Annotated in this window: 17 protein-coding genes and 1 pseudogene; 3 read left to right on the forward strand and 15 right to left on the reverse strand. The window is 42.2% G+C overall.

What is annotated here, in order from left to right:
* Positions 1-267 precede the first annotated feature (267 nt).
* Positions 268-1305, forward strand: a complete 1038-nt coding sequence (locus UQ64_RS20730) for a LacI family DNA-binding transcriptional regulator (RefSeq protein WP_060625367.1) — start codon at positions 268-270, stop codon at positions 1303-1305.
* 111 nt (positions 1306-1416) lie between these two features.
* Here the strand turns inward: UQ64_RS20730 and UQ64_RS20735 are convergent, their stop codons facing one another.
* From UQ64_RS20735 to UQ64_RS20745, 3 genes are all read right to left on the reverse strand, one after another.
* Complete coding sequence (locus tag UQ64_RS20735) at positions 1417-2223, reverse strand: AAA family ATPase (RefSeq protein WP_060625368.1); 807 nt, start codon at positions 2221-2223, stop codon at positions 1417-1419.
* Between the two features lie 308 nt (positions 2224-2531).
* Positions 2532-3617: an MATE family efflux transporter gene (locus tag UQ64_RS20740; protein WP_156417626.1), complete on the reverse strand. Its 1086-nt coding sequence runs from the start codon at positions 3615-3617 to the stop codon at positions 2532-2534.
* A complete protein-coding gene (locus tag UQ64_RS20745) occupies positions 3617-4657 on the reverse strand; it encodes an NAD(P)-dependent alcohol dehydrogenase (RefSeq protein ID WP_060625370.1) in 1041 nt (346 codons plus the stop codon). The genes UQ64_RS20740 and UQ64_RS20745 overlap by 1 nt, the downstream gene beginning before the upstream one ends.
* Positions 4658-4776: 119 nt before the next feature.
* On the opposite strand from UQ64_RS20745, the gene UQ64_RS20750 reads away from it, so the two are divergent.
* The gene (locus UQ64_RS20750; protein WP_060625371.1) at positions 4777-5193 is read left to right on the forward strand and encodes a MerR family transcriptional regulator; all 417 of its coding nucleotides are present in this window, start codon (positions 4777-4779) and stop codon (positions 5191-5193) included.
* 55 nt (positions 5194-5248) lie between these two features.
* Here the strand turns inward: UQ64_RS20750 and UQ64_RS20755 are convergent, their stop codons facing one another.
* Positions 5249-5887 carry a YczE/YyaS/YitT family protein gene (locus tag UQ64_RS20755; protein WP_060625372.1) on the reverse strand — a complete coding sequence of 213 codons (639 nt, stop codon included), beginning with the start codon at positions 5885-5887 and terminating at the stop codon, positions 5249-5251.
* Between the two features lie 154 nt (positions 5888-6041).
* Here UQ64_RS20755 and UQ64_RS20760 point away from each other — a divergent pair, with 154 nt between their 5' ends.
* The gene (locus tag UQ64_RS20760) at positions 6042-6245 is read left to right on the forward strand and encodes a hypothetical protein (RefSeq protein WP_060625373.1); all 204 of its coding nucleotides are present in this window, start codon (positions 6042-6044) and stop codon (positions 6243-6245) included.
* Positions 6246-6404: 159 nt separating this feature from the next.
* On the opposite strand, the gene UQ64_RS20765 is transcribed toward UQ64_RS20760, so the two are convergent.
* From UQ64_RS20765 to UQ64_RS31005, 11 genes and pseudogenes are all read right to left on the reverse strand, one after another.
* A complete protein-coding gene (locus tag UQ64_RS20765; protein ID WP_060625374.1) occupies positions 6405-10469 on the reverse strand; it encodes an S-layer homology domain-containing protein in 4065 nt (1354 codons plus the stop codon).
* 248 nt (positions 10470-10717) lie between these two features.
* A pseudogene (locus UQ64_RS31000) lies at positions 10718-10891 on the reverse strand (RNA polymerase subunit sigma-70); the annotation flags it as partial.
* Between the two features lie 155 nt (positions 10892-11046).
* Positions 11047-12492, reverse strand: coding sequence for a cellulase family glycosylhydrolase (locus tag UQ64_RS20770; protein WP_060625375.1), 1446 nt, complete (start codon positions 12490-12492; stop codon positions 11047-11049).
* 1243 nt (positions 12493-13735) lie between these two features.
* Complete coding sequence (locus UQ64_RS20775; RefSeq protein WP_060625376.1) at positions 13736-15253, reverse strand: response regulator transcription factor; 1518 nt, start codon at positions 15251-15253, stop codon at positions 13736-13738.
* Entirely contained in the window at positions 15246-16982 is a 1737-nt protein-coding gene (locus tag UQ64_RS20780) for a sensor histidine kinase (protein WP_342447601.1), read from the reverse strand. The genes UQ64_RS20775 and UQ64_RS20780 overlap by 8 nt, the downstream gene beginning before the upstream one ends.
* A gap of 162 nt (positions 16983-17144) precedes the next feature.
* Complete coding sequence (locus tag UQ64_RS20785; protein WP_060625378.1) at positions 17145-18878, reverse strand: ABC transporter substrate-binding protein; 1734 nt, start codon at positions 18876-18878, stop codon at positions 17145-17147.
* A 64-nt stretch (positions 18879-18942) separates the two neighbouring features.
* Positions 18943-19848 (reverse strand): carbohydrate ABC transporter permease, encoded by a 906-nt coding sequence (locus UQ64_RS20790; protein WP_060625379.1) that lies wholly within the window; start codon positions 19846-19848, stop codon positions 18943-18945.
* Positions 19849-19860: 12 nt separating this feature from the next.
* A complete protein-coding gene (locus UQ64_RS20795; RefSeq protein ID WP_060625380.1) occupies positions 19861-20823 on the reverse strand; it encodes an ABC transporter permease in 963 nt (320 codons plus the stop codon).
* Positions 20824-21247: 424 nt separating this feature from the next.
* A complete protein-coding gene (locus tag UQ64_RS20800) occupies positions 21248-23107 on the reverse strand; it encodes a beta-1,3-glucanase family protein (protein ID WP_060625381.1) in 1860 nt (619 codons plus the stop codon).
* 893 nt (positions 23108-24000) lie between these two features.
* Entirely contained in the window at positions 24001-24129 is a 129-nt protein-coding gene (locus tag UQ64_RS32960) for an RHS repeat-associated core domain-containing protein (protein ID WP_082651226.1), read from the reverse strand.
* Between the two features lies 1 nt (position 24130).
* The gene (locus UQ64_RS31005) at positions 24131-24301 is read right to left on the reverse strand and encodes a M20 family metallopeptidase (RefSeq protein WP_167348509.1); all 171 of its coding nucleotides are present in this window, start codon (positions 24299-24301) and stop codon (positions 24131-24133) included.
* Between the last annotated feature and the right edge of the window lie 192 nt (positions 24302-24493).

Here is a 24493-nt window from a genome sequence, read left to right on the forward strand (position 1 = left end):
GGCGTATATAATTTTACATAATTACAAATACAGCCAATTTAAATAAGATCATATACTTTAATCTCATCATTTTCTCAGTAAAATGAAAACATAGCGATTTTTTTGCACAATAGTGACCTAATAAAATGTAAACTAAATTGCGCATTTGTAAATATCATGTTGCTATTTTTAGCAAACTAATATACATTAAAGAGAGTTGGAATAATGGCAAATAGTATACTATTTGTGCGAATATTAAGAACTAGAATATAGAGGTGAATTACATAGATGGCCAGAGAAAAAGTAACCATACAAGACATCGCGGATGCTTTAGGAATCTCCAGAAATACAGCTTCCAAAGCCTTAAATGGAACGAATGGTATACCTGATGAAACCAGAAACAAGGTTATAAAGAAAGCGATAGAGTTAAAATATAAACAGTTTGCTTTTATGGACACCGAGAGTGTTCAATCAAGAAACTCTGGAAACATCGCTTTATTAACAGAAAACTTACCTAACACTTCCCACTTTGGATCGAAACTGATCAGTGGCATGGAGAAACGAATCAGCGCGGAAGGATATAATTTATCCATGCACATTATAAGAGACATTGATCAGGAGTCCCTGTCTCTTCCAAATAATTTTGATGTCTCCAATGTAGACGGAATTATTTGTATTGAGTTGTTCAATTCGGAATATAGTAAGCTGATTACAAGTCTAGGCATTCCAACTATTTTCATCGACTGCTCTGCAGATGTCTGTTATCCTGAATTCCAAGCAGATGTACTTCTCATGGAGAACGAACACAGCACGTACCAACTTACAAAAAAGTTAATTGATGGCGGTTACAAATCACTGGGGTTCATCGGGGACTATAATCACTGTAGGAGTTTTAATGAAAGATGGGTGGGTTTTAACCGTGCACTGATAGAATCCGGGATTCAGCTAGATCTCTCTCAATGCATTCTCGATGACGATCGACTATTTTCCTCCAATCCGGAGTGGGCAGATACTAGACTAAGTCAAATAAATGAGCTCCCTTCTGCTTTCGTGTGTGCTAACGATTATATTGCGGTTACCTTTATGAAATCACTCAAAAATGTGCTTTCCATTCCTAACGACATCGTCATTTGTGGTTTTGATAACGGCCCTGAATCAAGCATTGTAGAACCCCATCTCACTACGGTTCATATTTATAGTAATGAGATGGGTGTCAAAGCAGCCGAAATGCTACTTTCCCGAATTAATGATCCAAAGCAACCCTATCAGGTTTCTCATATTTATACCAAACTCATCATAAGAGACTCTACACCTAATATCAGTTGATTCATTAAATGAAGTAAAGAACCCAAGCAATTAAGAATTCAATCGCTTGGGTTCTTTATTTTCATTAAATTGTTCTTATTACAATGTCCCTGTATTTATAATCGCCCACAATTAGTATATGGAAGGATTGTATTCTTCATAAGAAAGAACAAGATGCTCTCTTTTTAGCGGACAATGCTCTATGATCGCCTTACGTTTCGCTTTTAGAACAATTTGTTCAATATCAGCAAAACTGCAACCGGAAAGATGCTCGCATGCCTCCTCCATCAACCCAGCTTCTCTTTCAAAATCATTGATTAACAGTTCGACATATTGACGCCTACTTGATTCATCAGGGTTAGAATAAATCATTTTTGTATCAAACCTTCTCCAAATAGCTCTATCCAGTTCATTTTCCAGGTTCGTCGCTGCTACAAAAATGCTATTATCACCAAAATCATCGAGACATCGCAGTAGTGTATTCACCGCACGAGCCATTTCTTTAACCTCGTCATTACTCTCCCGTGTTCTTGCAATGGCATCAAACTCATCCAGGAAAAGAACACAAGGAGATGCTTTGGCATACTCGAATATTTTTCGAATATTACTTCCAGTCTCACCCAAATGGCTGTGAATAATTCCATCTAGTCGAACTAGGATAAGTGGAAGCTCCAGCATTTGAGCCATATAAAATGCCGTAAGTGTTTTCCCTGTGCCCGGTGGACCATACATAACCACTTTATTTGGAATTGGAACTCGATGCTCTTCAAATATTCCCCTCATTCCTAGGATTGTAATGAATTCTTCGACAATCTTTCGATTCATATCGGGCAGAACGAGATGTCTAACCTTTTTGGCACATTCTTTGGGTGTATAATAGGTACCCATATCGATTCCTTTTGCTCTGGGTAGACGTTGATTGGTGCTGCTTTTATTCATTAATTATTGAAGCTCCTTTAACAAATTATTTAGTCAATAGACCTTCCACTTATCATTTGTTCCAGCGGAATTGAGCAAATCAGTTCCCATGACCTTCAGCCTATTTAAAGTGAACGAATCCATTATTACTCAACTCGATTATAGCCAACATTTATTCGTAATTATTACGATTTAAAACATCATACTTTCTTTTTATTTATAATGTCAACCTTTAGCACAAAAAAGAGCCTTTATAGTGCCAAGGCTCTTTTTTTGGATATATCTGTCAGATCGTCCATCCTTCGGCTGTGAACTCCAGCATCTTATCTTTACATATTGTAAGTCCTGACTGGCTTAGACTTAGCTCTGAGTCTGGTGAATTCCTTAGTTACCAGGATTACCGTCCACACAACAACCACAGAATCAATCACAAGCGAACCCCAATATACTCCAGAGACTCCTAACCATCTTGGCAAAATAAGCATCACCGGCACATAAAAAACAAGTTGTCGGGTAATACCGATAACGGCCGCCGGTTTCCCTTTATTAATCGCAGGGAAAAAGGTCATGGCCATAAAAATGAGCGACAATAACGGCAGAACCGCCATGTTCAACCGGAAATATAACATTTCGCTGGTCTTAAAGATTTGATCCGGCAGCATCAGTCCCAGAATGGAAGCCGGAGAGATCATGGAAATTATCCAGAAAGGCAGAGTTAGCAGCATGGAGACGAGTGTGAATATTTTATAAGCTTTGATGGCGCGCTCATACTGTTCTGCTCCAAAATTAATGCCAATGACCGGCTGCAAGGCGCGCATTAATCCGAATATCGGTGTCAACAGGAAGGTGAATACACGAAAAACCACACCATAAAATGCAATATCTGCTGTAGTCCCGTATCTCGACAGTGTATTGAATACTATAACAGCCTGTACCAGATTCATAAAGTTCATAATGAAAGCGGACATTCCCAGTCCAACTATGGATTTGATTGTGCTCGCATCCCGATAAATTGCGAAGACATTCGTTCGGAATGAGGCAAATCCTTTGCCAAAATAAATCCATCCCAGCAAGGTATAGACCAGCATCCCGATATTTGTAGCCCAGGCAGCACCCTCTACTCCAAAATTGAGCCAGGCTACCAGAATATAATTGGACAAAACATCAACTGCCAGTCCAATGCCCATTACCACGGCTGCCGATTTCATTTTCCCTTCGGCACGCACAATCATGTTGGCAGCCAATCCATAAATCCAGAAAAATGAACCGATTACCGTAATTCTAAAATAGCTGTCTCCAAGAGCCAGAGTTTCCCCTTCTCCACCCATGAATCGTACCAGCTGTGTGGAGAAAAGCAGACCCAACACCATATAGACAAGCGTTACAAGGATTGACAGATAATTAACATTTCCCATCAAACGCTGCTGCAATCAATTACAAACCGGTAACGGACATCAGAAGCAAGCACACGCTCCCAGGCTTCATCAATCCGGTCAGCAGAAATGACCTCGATTTCAGATGCAATATTATGTTCAGCGCAGAAATTAAGCATTTCCTGCGTTTCACGGATTCCGCCAATCATCGATCCGGCAAACGAGCGGCGGTGGCCGATCAGCGAGAATACGTTAACTGCCAATGGATCAGCGGGCGCACCGACATTGACTAATGTACCATCCAGCGCCAGGAGCGAAAGATAGGCATCGATATTAATCTGCGCGCTTACAGTATTTACGATTAGGTCGAACGAACCGGCAAGCTGTTTAAATGTCTCCGGATCGCTAGTGGCATAATAATGATCCGCCCCTAATTGCAATCCGTCTTCCTTCTTCTTCAGTGACTGTGACAACACAGTCACCTCAGCTCCCATGGCATGAGCAATCTTCACAGCCATATGTCCAAGCCCACCAAGACCCACTACAGCTACTTTTTTGCCGGGAGCTGCTCCCCAATGACGCAGAGGTGAATAGGTGGTGATTCCTGCACACAGAAGCGGTGCAGCGGCATCAAGCGGAATACTGTCAGGGATCCGAACCACAAAATCTTCGGTTACGACGATATGAGTGGAGTAGCCGCCTTGCGTATACTGCCCGTACCGGTCGATAGCTCCATAGGTGCCCGTATTTCCACTTAGGCAATACTGCTCCTCACCTTTATGGCAATTACTGCACTCTCCACAGGAGTCAACCATACAACCTACACCTACCCGGTCGCCCACTGAGTATTTTGTGACTTCAGAACCAATCTGGCTGACAATTCCGGCGATCTCATGCCCCGGAACGAGTGGATAGTTGACCGGTCCCCACTCCCCACGGGCAGTATGAATGTCCGAGTGGCAAATGCCAGCGTATTTAATCTCAATAAGAACATCGTGCGGTTGCAGATCTCGGCGTTCGATTGTGGTTAGCTTAAATGGACCTTCCTGACTGAATGTAGCGCGTGCATTAACTTTTACCATAGTGAAACCTCTCTTCTGTTAATATTAAAATCTAAAACGTCAGCTTTACAAAACATATGTTATTACTTAAAGTTAACTCTAAGTCAAGTACAAAATATATTTGAGATTGGAGATAGATGATGAAGACATACTCCATAAGTGAAGTTGCAGAATCCTTTAACATGACACCACATACCCTGCGTTACTATGACAAGGAAGGTCTTTTCCCTTCTATAGAAAGAACCTCCGGCGGTAAACGTATTTTTAAACAATCCGATATGGACGCTTTAAAAGTAATTGAATGCCTGAAGTCATCCGGGATGCCAATTAAAGAAATAAAACATTTCATTGAGTGGTGCTCTGAGGGGGATTCCACCTTACAGCAAAGATATGACATGTTCCTGGAGCGGAAAGCTTCCGTAGAAGCGCAGATGGAAGAATTAAAAAAAACGATGGAAGTCATAGAACATAAATGCTTCTACTACAAGACCGCCTTGGATAGCGGCACGGAAAATGTTCATAAAAACAATAAAATAAAGAGCGCATTTACTCATTAGAAATAGACCTTCAAACTACAGTAAAGGCGGAGCAGATTAATCTGCCCCGCCTTTCTTAATTTGGACGCCTTTTTGCCAGCAGCTTCTCCGTAAAATTCACATCAAAAAAATGAATGATGGGTCCCAGACCAAGTGCGGACACTAGGGTTCCTAAGCCTATAACGCCTCCTGCCAGGAAGCAAATCAAAGCACAAAGAGCATCCGTAAACATCCGGTGCCAAAAATAAGATATTTTAGGGAAGTTATCCCTCATAATCAGGGACAAGCTGTCGTAGGGAGCTACTCCCACAGCCGATGTCTGATACAGGGATACCCCAAAACTGCATACCACCACGCCAATCGCTACGATGACCACCCGTTGCCATAACAGCTGAGGTTCGCCGAACAGAGATAGCCAAGTCCCGTGAAAGAAAGTGGCGATATATCCCAAAAGGATTGCATTTACGAAAGTCCCGGCTCCAATAAACTTTCTTCCTGTTATGAATTCGATTACAAACAATACCAGGTTCAGTAAGATCAGAAAATTCGCATATGTTATACCGACGCTCTCTGCAAGTGCCATTACCATGCCGCTGAAGGGATCATTCCCCATACCGGACAGCTTGAAAATACTAATTCCCATGCCTAGAAATACATTGCCGATAACCATAATAATCAATCGTTTTTTATCGACGTTATGAATATATCCCTTCATATTGTCCATCCTATTTTCATATTTAAAAATGCACCTTACAACAGCGACGTCATTATATCACATTTTCTATTGCTCGACGGTTACCTTTATTGTTGCTATTCAATGATTTGGATTGGAAAGAAACACAAAGACTACACAGAAAGGAGACGATCAAATGAAGGACGACAACAAAGCTCCGCTTGACGGACGTGGCCCGGGTGTTGATCCCATAACCGAACCCGATTCAAGCCTGGCTGGCGATATGGGAGCAACAGGTAAGCTGGAAGAAATCGTGGGTGCTATGCAGGGCGACGAACCAGAGGTCACAGCTCCCGGCATTTCACCTGATAAACAAAAGAATACAGAAACAACGGACTGAACATTATTTGAAGGGAACACAGCTTATTTTGGTGATTTGATACCAACACATTTCCGCCATCTGAAATCTATAATAGGCAAAAGACCGCTTTCTGTGACTAAAGCGGTCTTTTGCCTATTATACTGAAAACTTAGAAAAAATGATTACAATTTTTTGAATTTAATTGATAAACAAAGAGTTATCTATTATATAATACCGGTTTCCTTTATCATCATAGAAAATGTTGTTTGCACCGGCTAAATCAATGGATTCGATCTTCTGGAAGGTGGTAAGGTCATAAACTCCTCTTTTACCCAACGCCGTATTATTCACTACATCCACAGCATAAATCGTTTCCGGGAACGTCCCTTTAACTTCTTGCAGGTTATCCTTATTAAAGGCTTTGTTCTTCACAATAATCATTCCTAGATTTTCCACTAACAAAGCCGGCGTATCAAGCGGATCTCTATCCATTTCCGGATATGCCAAAACGGACTGGTCAACGTTGGTGAAGCTGCCATCTTCATGAATGGAATACGTATAGACGGTTGAATTAGCTGAACCGGCATCCCATCCATATTGACTCCAGTAATAGAATTTGCTGTTATCACTGGAGAACACCATATCCCCGATACCATTAATTTTCGCATTGCCGGGGCTTGGCTGGAAAGTCTCTTCATCAAAAATCAACAGCGTTGGAGACCAGTCACCTAATACCACATACAGACGGCCCGACTTACTGTAAATATGCCGATCCGAGAAGTCCCGGGAATCCGCCATATTCGGATACGTCAAGCTCCGGGTAACTGAATAATCACTTAAACTTAACTCAGTAACCAGATTGCTAGCATCCTTATTCACAATATATAATTTTGTTCTATCTTCTGATAATGTCAGTCCTGCCGGTTTATAGGGCAGAGATATTTTTTGAATAACAGATTGGCTTGCGGTATCAACTACGATTAAATTTTTGAACGCTTGATCAATAGCGTAAACCTTATTGTCAGCAGAGCTATATACAGCGTCTACAACCGTTCCGCCCAAATAAATCCCCGGGGCATCTACCGGCGGTACTTCCTCCGAAGAAGGTTTATCAACAAACTCAAGAATCGTCTTACCTTCTAAGTTGGTCAATGCAAGCAATTGATTGGCTCCCTCGAAAATCCGCTGGCCGACACCATCTACCGGAATAGTTTCAACTTTGCTGAAATTACTGTAGTCATAAGAGTTGATTAGATGATCTTTAACGGTATAAAACCTTCCGTTCTTCAAATCGAATGCCATATCATCATACATTCCATCCATTTTATATACAAAGCTCATGTCACCAAATTTGTCATACTCGGTTGAAAATACCGTTCCTGCGCCATTGAAAAGATACTTTCCGTCTGGAGATAAATTAATCTTTGTCGTCATTGGGTAATCTCCGTGATAAGGAGAATCGTAGTTGCTTAGGAATTCGCCGTTCTTAATGACAAATGTTCCAATATCTCTTGGAATCGAATTCGTATTAACGGTATATATCTTATTCATGATCGGATGCATAAGAATATGAGTTGCGTGACTGATTGTATAAGATCCAATGGGAGTAAAAGAATCACCAGAATAAGACCGTATTTTCGTCCATTGGCCTGAACCGGATGAAATATACACATAGCCTTCACGGTCTACTGCAATGCTATAAGGATCGAGATTAATATCATAAACATGGTCAATGGTAAGCGTTGCCGCATCTACAACAGCGACAGCCCCTTTTTGTTGTTCATCAAAAATTTGAGATGAATGTTCCGCTTTCAGGAGAGCCACGTACAATTTTCCATCCGCGTACGTTATACTTTCCGGAGGCAGTCCCAACGGAACCGCAGTAGTCTGTTGGGTCTCATAGTTAACTGCAACGAGTTTCTTATTCTGTTTGTCTGTTGCATAAATAATTGGCTTGCTTGGGTCTTGAACGCTGTCAGTAACATTGAAATCTAATTGCATATGCTCATTAGCAAACGTAGTGGCTGAAGCATAATCGCTAAATGCAGATCCGATGCCGTTAAGCACCGCAATCACTTTATAGTAAACGGTTGTATGCGGCGAATGCCCGCTATCAATATAAAAGTTTTCTGTTACCTTCATAGGTGCTCCCGAACTATCTTTAACAGGAGTATAAGGTCCATCCGGTGAGCTGCTTGTGAGAATATGATAGTACTCTGCTACAGGCATCGCCCCCCACTTAATGTTGATATCCGTTCTGGAGGAAGGGGTTGCTGAAACATTATCCGGGGCTGGTAAAATGTTCACAATGCCCTGATACACCCACTTCTTGCCCGCACCATCCCATTTTGCTTTCAGAACCAGATAGTCCCCGTAGTATACGGAAATCAGATCACCATCCGCTAAAGGAGTGTTATCAGCAGCAGATGACTGATTTAAATCTACGATAATCTCGTTCTGATTGATTTTAAAGCCGATATCGAGCATACCTGTGTAATAAACGGCGGGATAATAGGAGCCATTGATAACCGATTTGCTAAGTAAGAGACTCGGCAAAAGATCATAATACTTTTCATTGGAAATGGCAGCAATATATTCAGCCGGAGGAAGACCACCTTCTTTTACTGTATAAACCCCAATCTTTCCCGCAGTATTCTTATATGTTGTCTCATAACTTTTTTGAGTGTTTTCATTATACAGATCCCACTGTATTTTACTATGATTACCAGATTCTTCAAACCAGGCGTACAGTTGATCCTCAACCATAAACACTCCTAGAACTTCCGGAAGTTCAACAGGTTCAGGTTGTGGCTCCGGCTGAGGAGAGGGGCCCGGGTTTGAACTACCGCCGCCGCTGCCACTACCTCCTCCACCTGCAGCTGGAGAGGCTGGCAACTGTACACTTGGGGCAATCTGCTGTGCCTTATTCAGCTCCTCGCCGATTTCTTTGCCATTCATAACAACTGACACGCCTTTGGCCAAAGTATAATCTTTAATTTCCTGTTCGAATGTAGAACCGCTGGCATTAATGAGTGTCTTTGTAATCGTGCCTTTTCCCTTGACTATGGCAGCCGCATTCAAAGTTAATTGTCTCAGTACGCTGTTATCGGCTAAATTCACCGTGCTGGCCGCTGCCTCTTTGGCTACCTCAAGCGCACCGATCTCAGACTTTTCAAGAACATTAACTATCGTTTTATTTTTTATTATTATAGTCTTGAAGATACCGCTTAAATCAACATATCCATCTGCCTTCGAAAGATCGAGTTCAATAGAGTCAAAGCCCGATTCTTTATTAGTTCCCTCCAGTTCGGCTTCTGTTTTTACAATTGTTTCCTTAATTCGGGTGCTGCCCTGAGCTACTATACGGACTCTCCCCGGCTGCTTATTTACAAGCATTTTATTCAATTGGGAGTCCAGCAGATGAACACTATTCTCCCCGCCGCCTGCTATAATCGTTCTTCCTGACACAGTCACCTGATCGAGATCCACTTCACCTGCACCAATACCCGCAGTTAACAGTAAATCTCCTTCAATTCTGGTGTTCTTCAAGGTAATCCCTGATGTGTTAATCGTTACATTTCCCGATATCGTTGTTAATTCCGTTCCGCCAACGGTTCCCTTATCCATAATAAGAGTACCCATTACTTTATCCAGTATGACAACAGCTTCTGCTCTCGAAATCGTCTGAAGGGGTCTTAACGTACGATCCGGATAACCATTTATGTATCCTTTACTTACAATTTCATTTAAATAGGTTTTGCTCCAAGCCGGTACTACGCTGTAATCTTTAAACGCCTTTATTGCTGAATCATCATTAGAACCATTCAGCTGCAACAGTATGTACAACATTTTTGTCGCTTCCTGCCTGCTTATAGCAGCCTCAGGCCGGAACGTATTGTCCCCAAACCCGGAGATATACCCGGCTGCCTTAGCTTTTCCAATTTCGGAATAATACCACTTATCCGAGTTCACATCTTTAAAAACATCCTGCGACTGGTCCGTAAAACCAAACACTTTATTGATTATCGCAGCAAACTCAGCCCGTGAAATGCTTGTATTCGGTTTGAAAGTATGATCGGCATATCCTGAAATCAAACCTTTATCTAACCATCTAGAAATCTGGCTGCTGGCCCAATGGCTCTGAATGTCGGACATTCTGTCAGTTGACTGTGCTTGGGCGGCAAAGGTTATTCCTTGACTCCCAAAAACCAAATTCACTAGAACTATAGCCCCTAATACAATACTCAAAATCCTTTTTCTCATATGTCCCCCCTGTGATTGCGATAGACTAAATAGGCAAAAAATTACAGGTCCATCGATTCACTAGAATCATATAACAAACAAATATCCAAGTCTATACAATAATTCCATCTCAAATGATACATATTTTAATGATTAAAAAAATGAAAACACAGCCGAAAAAGAGGCCAAAAATAAGCCGCCGCCCTTTGCTTTAAAGGGTACATCCGCTCACAAATATACTATCATACCTATTCATTTTCTTAGCAATGCTGTGTTCTCTCTTCTCCACCCGTGTCCAATCCAAACCGCCCAACCACTACTTCTTTTTCCCGATCATCCAGAATGTCGAGGTTGCGGTAGATCTTGCTCTTCTCGATCTTGAGATCGACCTCTTTAATGACATCATCGGCTTCCGATCCAAGGATATCGATGAGTGTAATTCGACATGAGTGGCGTTCGCAGTTCATGGAATCACAGTTATGTATAAAGAGAGACAATCGTTTTTGAAATGTAAAACGATTGTCTCTAATACTTATTGCTTATTTCTTGTAAATTCGATATGGAATGGCTGCTATATCAGTTCTTTCATAACTGACAGTTAGTTTAATTGATACAGATTCCAATTTTGCGCGTTCGAGCCATTGTCATCCCAAATTTGAACATTCGCACCATTATCAGTGCTTGCGGAAGCTACATCCAAAGCTTTACCATTGTGGCTGGCAATCAATTTATAAGCGCTCCCAACCTTGACAATTTTCCACTTCTGATTGGCTCCGGCACCATAGCTCCATATTTGTACATTCGAACCACTAGCTGTACCCGCTACATCCAAACCTTTATTGCTATTGACGTTAATGACTTTGTACAGCCCGCCGCCAACATCTGTGATCACCCACTGCTGAGCACCGGTTCCGTTATCGTCCCAGATCTGTACATTCGTACCGTCTGAAGTACCTGCAGCAGATACATCCAATGCTTTACCGCTGCCTACGTTAACCAATTTGTAGATTTTACCTGAAACGATGCCATCGCTTGGCGGTTGCGAGGATCCATACATTTGATCTTTGACAAACTTACCGGATGCAGTTAACTGCGCATCTGACCATCCACCATACGGGCTTGCGCCTGGCATCAGTGCAGCGGATACTTCCGATTTATCGCATAACGACCAGTTCGCCCAGCTTATTTTTCTATCTTGCATAAAGTCCGTCCAAACCTTAGATTCGGCAAGGAATGGACCACCATCTCCAGAGGCATCGCTTGTTCCCCACTCCGTGATGAATACAGCTACACCTTTGCTTCTCGCATAATCTATACGATCTCTCAGCCATTGACCATGAGTACCAGCGTAGAAATGCGTTGTATACATAATGTTGCTGTAAAAGAGCGGATTGTTTGCCGCATCCTGCACATCCTGGCTCCATGTTCCGGTTCCTACGATAATAATACTACCCGGAGCAATGGAACGGATAACCGGAATGACTTCCTCTGCATAAGGCTTAATTTTATCGTTCCACGTAGTGGCAGATCCATTGGGCTCATTGCAGATTTCATAAATCACGTTCGGATAATCCTTATACAAGGAGGCCATTTCACTAAAAAATCCCTTCGCTTGTTGTTTGTAGACGTTCGGGTCTTGTTCACCCAACACATGCCAGTCGATGATTACATAGATGCCAAGATCAATAGCGTTTTGTACAGCTTGTTTCACTTTATTTTTTTGGGAAGGGTCGTTGATATATCCGCCATCTTGCGTATACATCGCAGCACGAAACACGGTCATTCCCCAATTGTCTCTTAACCATTTCATACTGTCGTAGTTCGAAAACTGTCCAAACCACTGCAAGCCGTGTGAACTCATACCCTTTAATTGGATCGCTTCTCCTGCCTGATTCACTAATTGGTTTCCAGAAACTCGCAATTGGCCGTTTTTGGATACTACCGAATTAACTTCTTCGGCCTTTACTTTTTCAGTTGGGACGAAGGATACGGCCATGAAGGTGATAAGAAATGCAAAAAAAACCGCAATCATTCTTTTCAACATATATAACTACCTCCTTAAATTGTTTGTTGCACATTTTCGTGGGTTACTCTGCTTGGACGCCCGATTGATAATCGCAGTACTTCATTCATTGAACATGAATTTCGAGAATAACCTGATCTAAAAATGAATAAGGACTCCAAATCTCTGGTAGATTAGTGTTTATCCGTAAACATCACCCAAGTGAGAAACACCTTTTAGGTAAAGTATCCTAATGATGTACGAACGCTGGAGGGAAGCAAAGTATTTCTTGAATACTTAGAGAAAATTAGTGCCCGAAACCTTCAAAGGAGCTGGCGTCAGATCAATCAGAATCTCATCCGGCCTTGTCCACAGGAGTCGTTTATTCTTGATTTGGACCGACGGTCGAAACCGTGTATGGTAACCAAGCACAAGCTACTAAAGCGACCATTTCCAATTGTCAGGATGCAAAAGCTGCCACCCCCTACTCTCCTTCGAGGGGCAATCCCGTCTTTACCTGAATGCCGTACTTGCTCTCCTTTCAACTGTTAACAGTCATTACGACCACTGTATGACCTTCCATACTTACTTATTTACTTACTTCCAATCTTCCAATTCCCCTTTAATACCCCCTTCATCAAAGGATCACTTGCTAATCTATATGGTATCTCTTGGTGTCTCATTGTCATTTAGCGAATTACACATTATATATTAAAGATAATCGGATAATTGGTATCTTTATGGATGCCTTACATAATAAAAATCCATAGAGATTTAATGATGTAAAAAGATAAAATAAATTACTTGAGGGATGGATAGATAGGAGAAAGAAGTTCCAAACTAAGAGCCGATGGTAATGTTGGATAGAACGTTGAAGAAATATGAAGTAGGTGCAAATCGGTATAGTTTAGTTGATAGGCATATAGAGGTGGAAAGGGTCCGATCTAAGAGGTATTATCAATCGAGTATAATAGTTATTTAGATTGAGATTCACAAGATGCGTTCTCAAGCAGGTTTCTTCATAGCCGGAAACCGCTTACATTTCTATTTGATTATAAAATATACAAATACTTTTTAATACCCAACATTCTACTACTAAATTTCATATAAAATTTATAGGCTCATTCCTCCTCACACTGGACACCCCGCGCTTGGCTAGGGTAAACACTGGCCTGACCCGTTTAGGACTTGAATGATACTGCTGAATTCCACGCTAGGCACACTACAAAAAACAATCGACCCGGTCAAAAGACCGAGCCTTCACTCCCCTTTACCTTAAGCGCTTCTACTGTAAAGAATGGGCTTTCCTGTAATCGGAGGGAGAACAACCGACATATTTTCTAAACTTAAAATGAAAGTAATCAACGTTAGGAAAACCAACCAACTCTGCTACTTTATATACTTTATATCCCTGCTCCAACAAGGATTTGGCACGATCCATACGTACTTTATCTAAATAAGTCCTAAAGGGCTCTCCCGTATAATTCCTGAAAATTTTACCTAAATATGCGTTGTTGTAATTAAAGGAATCCGCTAGGCTCTCCAGTTTGAGATTCTTGTGGTAATTGCGCTGAATAAACTCGATCAACTGCTTCAATGAGGTATCTCCATTACTTGATTTAATCTGTCTATTTAAATCAGATAACAACCGCATCGCAAACCTGTTGAGATCAAATCTACTTTGTTGCTGATACAACTGAACGATTCTGCCACGAGCATCCTGTATGACATCGTGCTTTGTTGGTAGAGAGAGTAACAACTTGTTTATGGCCGTTGAAATGATCTGCGCATATCCGAGCTTCATATCTTGCTCCCTGTACCCGGCCTGAACCATCCCATCTCCCATTGAAATAATACATTTCTGTGCGGCTTCCATATCTCCGACATCTAGAGCGATCAATAATGTTTGGGAAAACTCTTCCAAATCAAGCGGTATCTCCTGCTCCAATGATGGAAAGTCGGGAGCGGTATGCAGCAAGTCTTCACCTGGCATAAAAAAGCGGAAGGCCAAAAGGTCTATGCACTTTTGATAAGAATGTACTATATCAGTCAATGAATGTACTGGACTTCCAATGGCGGCACAGAAATCAAGCTCTGAACCAAGTAATTGAATAAGCTCCGAATATAGGGCTTTTCGATCCTCTTCCTGGAATATATCCTCATTTAAAAGAATCCCCGTGTAGGAACCCATGGGAACCACTTCTCCACGTCCAGAAGCCTCAAAGTGTTTCTTGAGCAACGCTTCCATTCGGTATAGTGCTTTTTCGGCTGTTTTTTTCTCGCTGGACAACTCAATCACCAACACCTGACAGGTTTTCAACATCAGATCATACCGGATGGCATGCTCCGCCAGTTCCGGGGTGACTGTGCCCGAGTGCAAAGCTTGAATCAAACCTATTTTCATCTTTTCCCGTTTATCTTCTTGCTCCCCATCAAAGACGCTCCTTAAACGATGCAGGTAATCCAATAATTCATCCTGATCCACAGGTTTCAAAATATAACTGTCCACTGTATAGGTCATGGCTCTTTTAGCATTATCGAAATCCGCATATCCACTTAATATAAGAAAATGAACATTTGGATCCTCCTTTCGGATCCTCTCGATCAGTTCCAATCCATTCATGCCTGGCATACGGATGTCAATGATCATGAGATGCGGCAGCATTGTTTTGTGTTTCTCTATGGCGTCTATTCCGTTGGAAGCCGCATCACAGACTTGGAAACCAGCGTTTTCCCAGGGAATTAGTGTTTTCAATCCTTCCCGGATGTACTGCTCGTCATCTACGATCAGAACCTTATACATGCTTATCTCCTCCAAGCGGAATTCGAAAACTCACCTTCGTTTCTTGATTGCTTTTGCTATCGATGTGAAGCCCATATGTATTGCCGTAAGTCAACACAAGACGCTGATGTACATTTCGTAAACCAATCCTATTTTTTTCATCCTCTACGTCATCCAGGGAGCTTTGCAATACTTCGAGCTTTTCTTCATATATGCCTATTCCGTTGTCAACAACCTCGATCTGAAGTTCATCTTGAAGGCATGTCACGCTTATGAAAATACAACCCACTTCCATCTTGTTTTCCAAACCGTGGATGACTGCATTTTCGACCAAGGGTTGTATGATCAACGGTGGAACTGGTACGTTTAGGGCAGCAGGTTCCACATCCATCTTGTAGGTTAATCTGTCTCCAAACCTAAATTTTTGTATTTCCAAATAACAATGAATCATTTCAATCTCACTTTTCAGCGGGATGCTCCTGCTGCCGACCTCAAGGTTCTTCCGCATCATTTTTCCAAGCATCTGTACGGTATTGGATATTTCAGCTTCTCCCTTCAAATGCGCTCTCATCCGGATCGATTCAAGGGCATTAAACAGAAAGTGCGGGTTGATTTGGCTTGCCAGCATTTTCAGTTTGATTTCAGTTTGCTTTTGCTGCAGCAAGCTTTTTTGCTGGTTAGATTCTTGAATCTCCGACATCAACGCGTGGATACTGCCCACCATCGAATTGAATTGACGGGAAAGTTGGGCAATCTCGTCCTTACCTTCAATCTGCATTGTTATCGTTAAATTTCCCAAAGCTACCTTGTTGATATGTTTGCTTAGGCGCAATAGGCGTGATGATATTAACATGGAGAAAAAGTAAACCAGCAAAACTGCCACAAACAAGCTGGCGATGATCACGGACAGAGCCAACATTTTGATCCGATTGGCATCTTTAACAATGGATTCAACGGAATAAATGGAAATAATACGTACTCCATTTAGACTTGATCTTGGCATCAGCTCTTCAATAACAATCTTTGATTTCTTACCATCCACAAGAGCATCGTAGGTTCCTTTGCCGTGATCCATTAATTCAGTATCCAAATGAATGTCCTCCAAGGACCTTCCAGTTAGGTTTTCATGATTTGCTGCCACGATATTGTTATAGCTGTCTACAATCATGGTTTCGAATGGCTCCTGGCTTACGATGGATTCCAACTCATTTGTACTGATAGCGATTACCAATACTCCGGTTTTATGAGTTTCCAAAAAATCTATTCGTCGGATCAGACACAACTGTTTCTTGTGCGTGTTAACATCCTCAATGAAACTCCACGTAATTAGTCCCCTGGCGTTCATCGCATCTACATACCATGGCATCTGCATGACTTCCGGTGTTGGCTGGTTGAAAATCCAGTTATTTAACATCGTAGGATTCTTGATAAAGAAACGGAAATATTCAATTTCTTTATATAAATCCACGTATTCTTGAAATTTTTTATAGTCGTTATACGTTTTGACTACATCATATACGGATGTATATTGAGCGGTGACAACCCTACTCAGCTGACGGTCAAATAACAGACGATAAGATACATCGGAAGGAGAATACAATAAATCCTCCGTCCGTTTCTTCAACCGTTCCACATTCTTTACACTCTGATCTAAGGCGTTATTCAATGCCATTTTTCGCAGTTCTAACGTTAAAAAGAAACCAACTATTATGACCGGAACAAATACAGCAATGATGAAGGATAATATCAATTTGTTCCGTATCCTCATGTTATTTAAGAGGTTCATTATGGCATACATTACTCCTATTAAAAGCATTATTAGTAACTTTTACAGCTAACGTTTATCGCGAATCATTTCTGTCTGTCTAAATTTAAGAGCCTGTATTTTATACAGGCTAATTTTAATGTTTAATTATTCATTCCAAAGCTTCACGCGTGCTTGAATCAGCTTCGTATATTCCTTCTCCATCTCTTTCACGCCTGCCTTCTCGATATCTTTCATATAAACATCCCAGATGACGTCGAATTTTTCAGGTTTTGCAAGAATCGCTTCAGGTATACGCTTCCAGGTAATATCCTTCATTTTCTCAGCTAGCACACTGACTTTGGAGTCAGCTGGAGCAGAAATGTTCCATGCTACACCCCAAGGCTTAACCGGGAATTCAGATTCACCCGGGAATAACTCCTTCCAATTTTTGATGCCGTAGCCTGTTAACACTTCCTTCTCCACATCATTATAGGAAGCTTCAATTTGTTCCGGGAAGTTAGTAGTAATATAGTTGCCAGTGGAATCCTTTACGCCGTCGCCATAGTGCGGACCTATGTTATTATAAAAGCCTATACCTGTTTTTTTGGAGAAATTAATGGAATCGTTGATTTTTTGATCATTGATTTCTTGAGGAATTTTTCGCACACCGTTTTCTACAACGTAATGCATACCCTCAACACCCCAGTAGGTAAGAACTTGGCCTTCCTCGGAGGCGAGATAATCAAGGAATTTAATGGCACGAACCGGATCTTTGCAAGTTTTAGAGATCGAAATACCGTAACCTGCCATGAAGCCAGTTGACTGGAAAGAATGATCTTTGAATTGTTCATTCAGGGTAACCGGATAATGACCGTAGGCATGATCGAATTTCCCCTCTGCCTTCAAGCTTCTCTCACCATCACCATACTCCCAGTCTTGGTCGATCAAGCCCAATACGCTGCCTGATGCGATTTTCGCTTTATATTGGTCAAATTTTTGTATGAAGGATTCTCGATCCAGCAGACCGATATCGTTCATATGATTCAACCATCTGAAGTATTCTTTCTCTTCAGGACGTCTGAAGTGATACATTGCCTCATAGGTCTCAGGGTTGATATAATATTCTCCGTCGTCCGGGGCACCGGTAGTCAAGAATGCAGGATTTGTAACAGAAATCAAAATTCTCCAGTCTTCAGCGAGCAGGGATAGACCGATGTTTTTCTCGCCTTTTTCATTGGTCGGATGCTTGTCGAGATAGGTTTTGATAGCGTTCTCGAAATCCTTAACCGTTCTGATCTTCGGGTATCCAAGCTCTTTCACGACACGATGCTGAAGCTCGAAACCGCCGGTTGCGCTAAACCCGATACCATCTACGCCTGCATAAGTCGGAAGCGCATAGATGCTATGGTCTGTTTCACTGTAACGTAGGCGCTTCATATATTTCCCGTATAGCTTTTTGATATTAGGGGCATGCTTCTCTATCAGATCGGTCAGGTCAAGAAGTGCATCTGCATCAACCATTTTGTTAATATCGTTTTTTGCACTGATCAAATCAGGATACTCGCCACTGACTGCGATAAGCGATACTTTTTGGGAAGGATCACCTACAGCAAATTCTGCATCCAGGGATACACCTGTTTTTTCTGTGATGGCTTTCCCGATATCATCCCGCATGTCTACCCAGTTCGGATTTGGATCTTCTGCGAAAAAAGAGAAGGTGATCGGTTCAAGCTTCTCAGAAGCTTGCTTGTCATTGCTTCCTTTGTCTGCTCCTTTGCTGGAATTGACGTTTGAATTATTGGCTTCTTCATTGTTATTGCCGCTGCAACCGATCATTGTGATTGTCAAAGATAGGACCAGTATTAGTGTTAATATCATTTTACCTGTTTTTCCCTTCATCTGTACTGCCTCCCCTGAAAGATATTGTATATATGTATAACAGGTAACCCTGTTGATACCGAAACTAGCTCTTCACTGCACCTAAGGTCATCCCCTTCACAAAGTACCTTTGCAGAAAGGGGTAAACGATCAGAATGGGTACAGTTACAACGATGGTGATGGCCATTTTGACAGATTCCGGTGAAATCCTATTCATTAGTTGTGACATGTTCGGATCATGAATATCATTGGAACCGATCTGCGTGCTTTGCAGCACCTTCATCAATTCGTATTGCAGGGTAGTTAGATGGCGCGCCATGCTATTATAAAGAAACGTATCAAACCAGGAATTCCATTGACCTACTGCCAAAAAGAGAGCAACAGTAGCCAACACAGGCTTACAAAGAGGGAGGATCACTCTCCAGTAGATCGTAAAGTCATTGGCACCGTCCAGCTTGGCTGATTCCTGAAGTGCACTGGGCAGTCCGTCTATAAAAGATCGGATGATAAATACATTCCAAGCGCTTACCATACCGGGCAGTACATAAACCCAAAAGGAATTCATCATTCCAAGATGACGAACCAGGATAAAGCCCGGGATCAATCCGCCGGATACATACATTGTCATGACCAGAAAAGTCGAAACTAGCTTTCTTGCCTGAAAATCGGACCGGCTCAGGACGAAAGCGAGCATGGATGAGCTCAGCAATCCTAGTAACGTACCAACAAAAGTTCTCAGAAATGAGATTTTAAATCCGGTAATCAATCCCCTGAAGGAGAAGATGGCATCGTAGTTTGCCCACGTCCACTTTCTCGGCCAAAGGTATATCCCTCCCTTGACGGTATCCATAGAATCATTTAATGAGATGGCCAGTACGTTTAGAAAGGGGTAAAGCGTAATGACAAACGCCAAAGTCATAAAGGAACAGTTAACGATGTCAAATATCTTATCGGACCTAGAAGCGTTAATAGCTCTGCTTTGTCTGTTCATATCCCTGCCCTCCTACATAATGCTTTCTTTCGATGTTCTTTTAAATATCGTGTTCGCTGTAAACAGTAGGATCACTGCAACTACAGAGTTGAATATATTAATGGCCGTACCAAAGGAATAACGCCCAAGCTGTAAACCGTAATTCAAGGCATAAAGGTCCAAGGTTTCGGCCTTATCAGCAACAATCGGGTTGCTCAACAGGAACTGCTTTTCAAAACCGATATTAATCAAGTTTCCGATGGACATAATCAGCAGAATGATGATTGTTGTCCGAATTCCCGGAAGCGTAATATGCCACATTTGTCGAATCCGGGCCGCCCCATCTACTCTGGCTGCTTCATACAGTTCCGGATCAATTCCCGTCATTGCAGCCAAGTAGATGATCGAATTCCAACCTGTCTCCTTCCAGACATCGGAAGCTGTCACAATTCCCCAAAACCAGTCTGCTTTCGCCAAAAACTGAATAGGTTCTGCAATAATATGCAGATTCATAAGTAGTCCGTTAATTCCGCCATCGATGGACATCATCTTGTTGATGATCCCAGCTACGACTACCCAGGATACGAAGTGGGGCAGGTACGATACGGTTTGCACAATACGTTTAAACATTTGACGGCGCAGTTCATTAAGCAAGAGGGCAAATAGGATAGGAATTGTAAATCCTGCGAATAACCCCATAAAGCTCATAGCCAGCGTGTTTTTAAGTGCCATGTAAAACCGTTCATCATGGAATAATTCCCTGAAGTTATCAAGCCCGACCCATTCCTGCTTCATGAAAGACTTACCCGGCCGATAGCGCTGGAATGCCATCGTCCAGCCCCAGATCGGGATATAGTTAAATACGAATACCCAAATAACAAAAGGTATGGACATCAAATACAAATACTTTTGTTGAAAAAGGGTCCTCCAGAACTTATCCGATTTCCCCCGGGGTTTAAGTGGTTTAAGTGGTTTCACTGCTGTTAACGCTTCCATTTGCATTGCCTCCTTTTTCTCTGACTTCATGATAATCTCTTGAAATCGCTTATATAACCCAATAAAATAGTGTAATTAATCATGTGAAAACTATATTTATTATTTGAAGAATGCGTACCCCTAACAGCGTTACAGATGATAACTCCACTCCGCAATGATTGTTGATACTGCTGATGAAGGAAGAACCGTAAATGATACACGTCATACTTTGCAATATTTTTTGAGATATCCATGCTTCTTTAAATAAAAAAAGACCTCGTATAGGGTCTCTTTATTGTTAACTTAAGCCTTAAACTTTTGAAGTTCTTTCAGGATGATAATCATTTGTGACAACAAATTATTCTGTTGTATCATGGGCGGTAGCACCCCACTGGCATCAATGGATTCATTCATCCAGAAAACCGCCCGAAAGGGTGCTTATCTTTTACCAGGCTACAGTGACAACCATTGCTTTAGGACTTGGAGTATGAAGCGATGGGCTGAAGTCACGGACATCATCATAGCAAAAGCCGTAGGCCAACCGATCAATACTATGGTTATGCCAGAACTTCACAAATTCGTTGGAAGGTGCTGTTTTAAAGAAATAACTTTCATTTCCCCAGTTTGTTGGGTCAACCGAAAGCAGCAGGTGTCTGTTGATTGCCGCGCACAGTTGGGCCTGGATCGCCAGTTCAACATCGGTAATCGACGCAGGTTGGCCAGCACTTCTTCTGTCAAAGGCTCCTTTGCCTTCCAATGCGTCAGGAGTTGTCGGTTTATCCACATAGTATTGGTACGGTGTGAATCCATTGCCGTTATTCGCATCCTTTTTGAATACGAGCTTGTCGGTTCCCGGCATCACATGCCCGCTGTAGGTTACCAGATTGCCTCCACCGACAGGGACGGAAAATACCAGTTCTTTGCTGCGGTAAGTATTCCAGATGTCATTAATGTAGGCATCAAAAAAGTGCGTATTGTCTTCACCGTTCACGGGGTGTCCAAATGAGCCTTTACCCGGAGCCAGAATCCGGTATGGAGAGTTTGCCAAGGAAACGAACTTGTCGGATACCTCGTTCTTGTAGGCGGCGTAAATGGCCGCGCGAGATTCCGTTTCGCCGACAGTACGGTTGTAACCGTCGTGTCCGATCAATTGCATTTTTAGCGGGAACCCGAATTGATCCACTCTTGTTGTGTTGCCATGGAATCCGTTTGGACCCAAATTGAATTCGATAAAATCAAAATAAACCTTCTGGTTGGCGTCCGTTGGGGAGTTGATGTCCGGTCCCTGATATCCAAGGCCGACGATATTTCCGGCGCCATCCAGAGCGTCAACCGTACGGATTAATACAGGCTCACCATAGCTCACATAGAGCCTTGCAGATTCGATATCCGGGATGGATACCCAGCTTGCGTCACTCAGCTTATGGAAGTAGTTGGTGTAATAATCATTCGTATTATTGCCGTCTTGGTTATTCTTGTAATAGGTATTGTCCGTTCGTTTCATTTCGACTAGGCTGCCGGTTGCATCCACGTGAACGAATTTTCCCGTTTGATAGGATTTGCCGACAATCTGCCAGTAAACCTGGCTATCTGTGTATTGGCCTTTGCTGTCATTTTTAATCTGGATAGTCAAGCGGTTGCTTCCGACCGGCACATCCGGGCCTCCGCCCGTATTAATGCTGTATGCCGAAATCGCGGCTGGAGAGTCAAAATAACCCGTTTTCACGGCTATGGCCTTGAGGGTCTGGCTTTGCGATACTTGGATGGCTCCGGTGTATAGTGCGGACTGGCGGGTGGGTGCGCTGCCGTCGGTGGTGTAATAAATGGCGACATCACTTGGTACAGCAGAGATAGTAACATTCTGTGCTGAGGTGTAAGTGCCTGCACCTGGGTTGAACGTTGGAGCGGATAATGTTGCCGGATTTTCTCCTCCGCCTTGTCCGTAGGTATAAGAAAGCTGTGCTGTGTCGGTTGCTCCTCCGGTTGCTTCATTAAAATAGGTAAATGAATATTTAATGACATCATTCGCAGCTAATGCAACGGGAATTTTATATTCATAGTTGCCTGTGGCTGTATTTTTTTGCATGGAAATATTCTGCTGAACACCTGTTTGACCGCTGGATGTGATGGTGTAATGTACATCCAGGAATCTCAGCGTTAAGCTGGTCTGAAACCAAATTGTGCCTGTGGAGCCGGTCTCACTTATGCCGGCAGTGTAGTCACCCGCCGCATTCACCTTCGTACCCACCAGCGGCAAAATAGCCAGCGCCAGCGTTAACCAAACTGTAAAGATTTTTTTTAACATAATTAGCCTCCGTTTCTTTTTGTTTCTTCTATTTTCACTTCACCATCAGCGAATCGCGTCCATTCCCGATGAATTCCCAGAAAATTTTATTCATTGGAATGAACGAAACAGAGTTTCGGGATTTCTTTGTGTTTGTTTCGCAAAGCTATTATATGCCGGAAAAATAGCGCTTACTATACATTCATCTACATAAATCAATGATTTTTTACGAAAATTAACGAAAACAGTTGGTTTCCAATGCACTGAGGACGTATCAAGATTGAGCATTTGATCGAAATCTGGACAGCGGGGATAAATCGTTATGTGAAGCGGTAACCCGTACTTGTAAAGCTGTTGCACACCAAAAACTCTGCAGGTTTTATTTGAAGTGCCTCCCTTAAATTAGACATTGGAAAAACCCCTGGGTAAATCCGATGTAATTCTAGGGGGTACATTTTTTATGCCAACAAAGAAAGGTCAGAAGTTTAAGCTTAGATATACATGAGTCTGGATGAGAAAGTATCATTTGAGGATTGACGTAGAGATGCACACAGAGTTGAAACCGAGCATGAACGAGAACTGCGTCGTTTGAAATTGGAGGTAGATGTCCTAAAAAGTGGTTACAAATCTTGAATCGGGAGGGTTAAAGAAGCGATATATCGTCATCGGCGAGCTTAAGCACAAGCAAACCATAAGCCTATGCCTTTCTGAAACGCAAGGATAAGGATACTGACAGACGTAAGATCAAAGCTACTATGAGCACCGTAACAGCACGGTAGGATACCGCCCTAGGTATCAAAGCGATTACCTTTGAAACGCATAAAGACGTGACTGGATTGATCGTCACAGTAATCAGGGATACTAGTACACTTCCCATTCATACCACGACATGCTGCCACAGGTTGGAGCCCAAATCAGTATGTCACGCCGATGAAATTATTATGACAACGCCTTAAATGAGAGTCCTCATTTAAAAACCGCCCCATACCCGGATCGTAATATCTAGCCCGCAGATAATATAATCCCGTTTCAGCATCATACACTTCACCTGTGTATTTTGAAAGAGTTGGAGGTTCCTTCTATCTGGCCAGTGATGTTCCCCCATTCATCATAACTATATTCATTTACTGTTTTTCCGCTAGTATCCACATTCTGTACCACATCACCATGACCATTGTATAAGTAATCTTTATTGGCCGTCTTGTCCTTTTTCACGAGTACTCGATCCCCGCGCACAACGTGGATTGTTGGATGATACTGTTGCCACTCAGCTTTTCTTCAGTCAGTACCTCGGCGTTATAATCATAGTTCACCTGGGTATGGTTGCTCCAAATATCCGGACTAGTGTCCCAAGAAAATAATCGAACATAACAAAATCTCTGCTATTGCCGACATCCTAAACCTATG

Origin of the sequence: Paenibacillus etheri (genome assembly GCF_001012825.1) — a bacterium.
Lineage (GTDB): Bacteria > Bacillota > Bacilli > Paenibacillales > Paenibacillaceae > Paenibacillus_AQ > Paenibacillus_AQ etheri.

What these genes read in the sequence shown, in the direction of transcription:
- UQ64_RS20730 (WP_060625367.1), top strand. Translation starts at nt 268, where the DNA reads ATGGCCAGAGAAAAAGTAACCATACAAGACATCGCGGATGCTTTAGGA.
- UQ64_RS20735 (WP_060625368.1), bottom strand. Translation starts at nt 2,223, where the DNA reads ATGAATAAAAGCAGCACCAATCAACGTCTACCCAGAGCAAAAGGAATC.
- UQ64_RS20740 (WP_156417626.1), bottom strand. Translation starts at nt 3,617, where the DNA reads ATGGGAAATGTTAATTATCTGTCAATCCTTGTAACGCTTGTCTATATG.
- UQ64_RS20745 (WP_060625370.1), bottom strand. Translation starts at nt 4,657, where the DNA reads ATGGTAAAAGTTAATGCACGCGCTACATTCAGTCAGGAAGGTCCATTT.
- UQ64_RS20750 (WP_060625371.1), top strand. Translation starts at nt 4,777, where the DNA reads ATGAAGACATACTCCATAAGTGAAGTTGCAGAATCCTTTAACATGACA.
- UQ64_RS20755 (WP_060625372.1), bottom strand. Translation starts at nt 5,887, where the DNA reads ATGAAGGGATATATTCATAACGTCGATAAAAAACGATTGATTATTATG.
- UQ64_RS20760 (WP_060625373.1), top strand. Translation starts at nt 6,042, where the DNA reads ATGAAGGACGACAACAAAGCTCCGCTTGACGGACGTGGCCCGGGTGTT.
- UQ64_RS20765 (WP_060625374.1), bottom strand. Translation starts at nt 10,469, where the DNA reads ATGAGAAAAAGGATTTTGAGTATTGTATTAGGGGCTATAGTTCTAGTG.
- UQ64_RS20770 (WP_060625375.1), bottom strand. Translation starts at nt 12,492, where the DNA reads ATGTTGAAAAGAATGATTGCGGTTTTTTTTGCATTTCTTATCACCTTC.
- UQ64_RS20775 (WP_060625376.1), bottom strand. Translation starts at nt 15,253, where the DNA reads ATGTATAAGGTTCTGATCGTAGATGACGAGCAGTACATCCGGGAAGGA.
- UQ64_RS20785 (WP_060625378.1), bottom strand. Translation starts at nt 18,878, where the DNA reads ATGAAGGGAAAAACAGGTAAAATGATATTAACACTAATACTGGTCCTA.
- UQ64_RS20790 (WP_060625379.1), bottom strand. Translation starts at nt 19,848, where the DNA reads ATGAACAGACAAAGCAGAGCTATTAACGCTTCTAGGTCCGATAAGATA.
- UQ64_RS20795 (WP_060625380.1), bottom strand. Translation starts at nt 20,823, where the DNA reads ATGGAAGCGTTAACAGCAGTGAAACCACTTAAACCACTTAAACCCCGG.
- UQ64_RS20800 (WP_060625381.1), bottom strand. Translation starts at nt 23,107, where the DNA reads ATGTTAAAAAAAATCTTTACAGTTTGGTTAACGCTGGCGCTGGCTATT.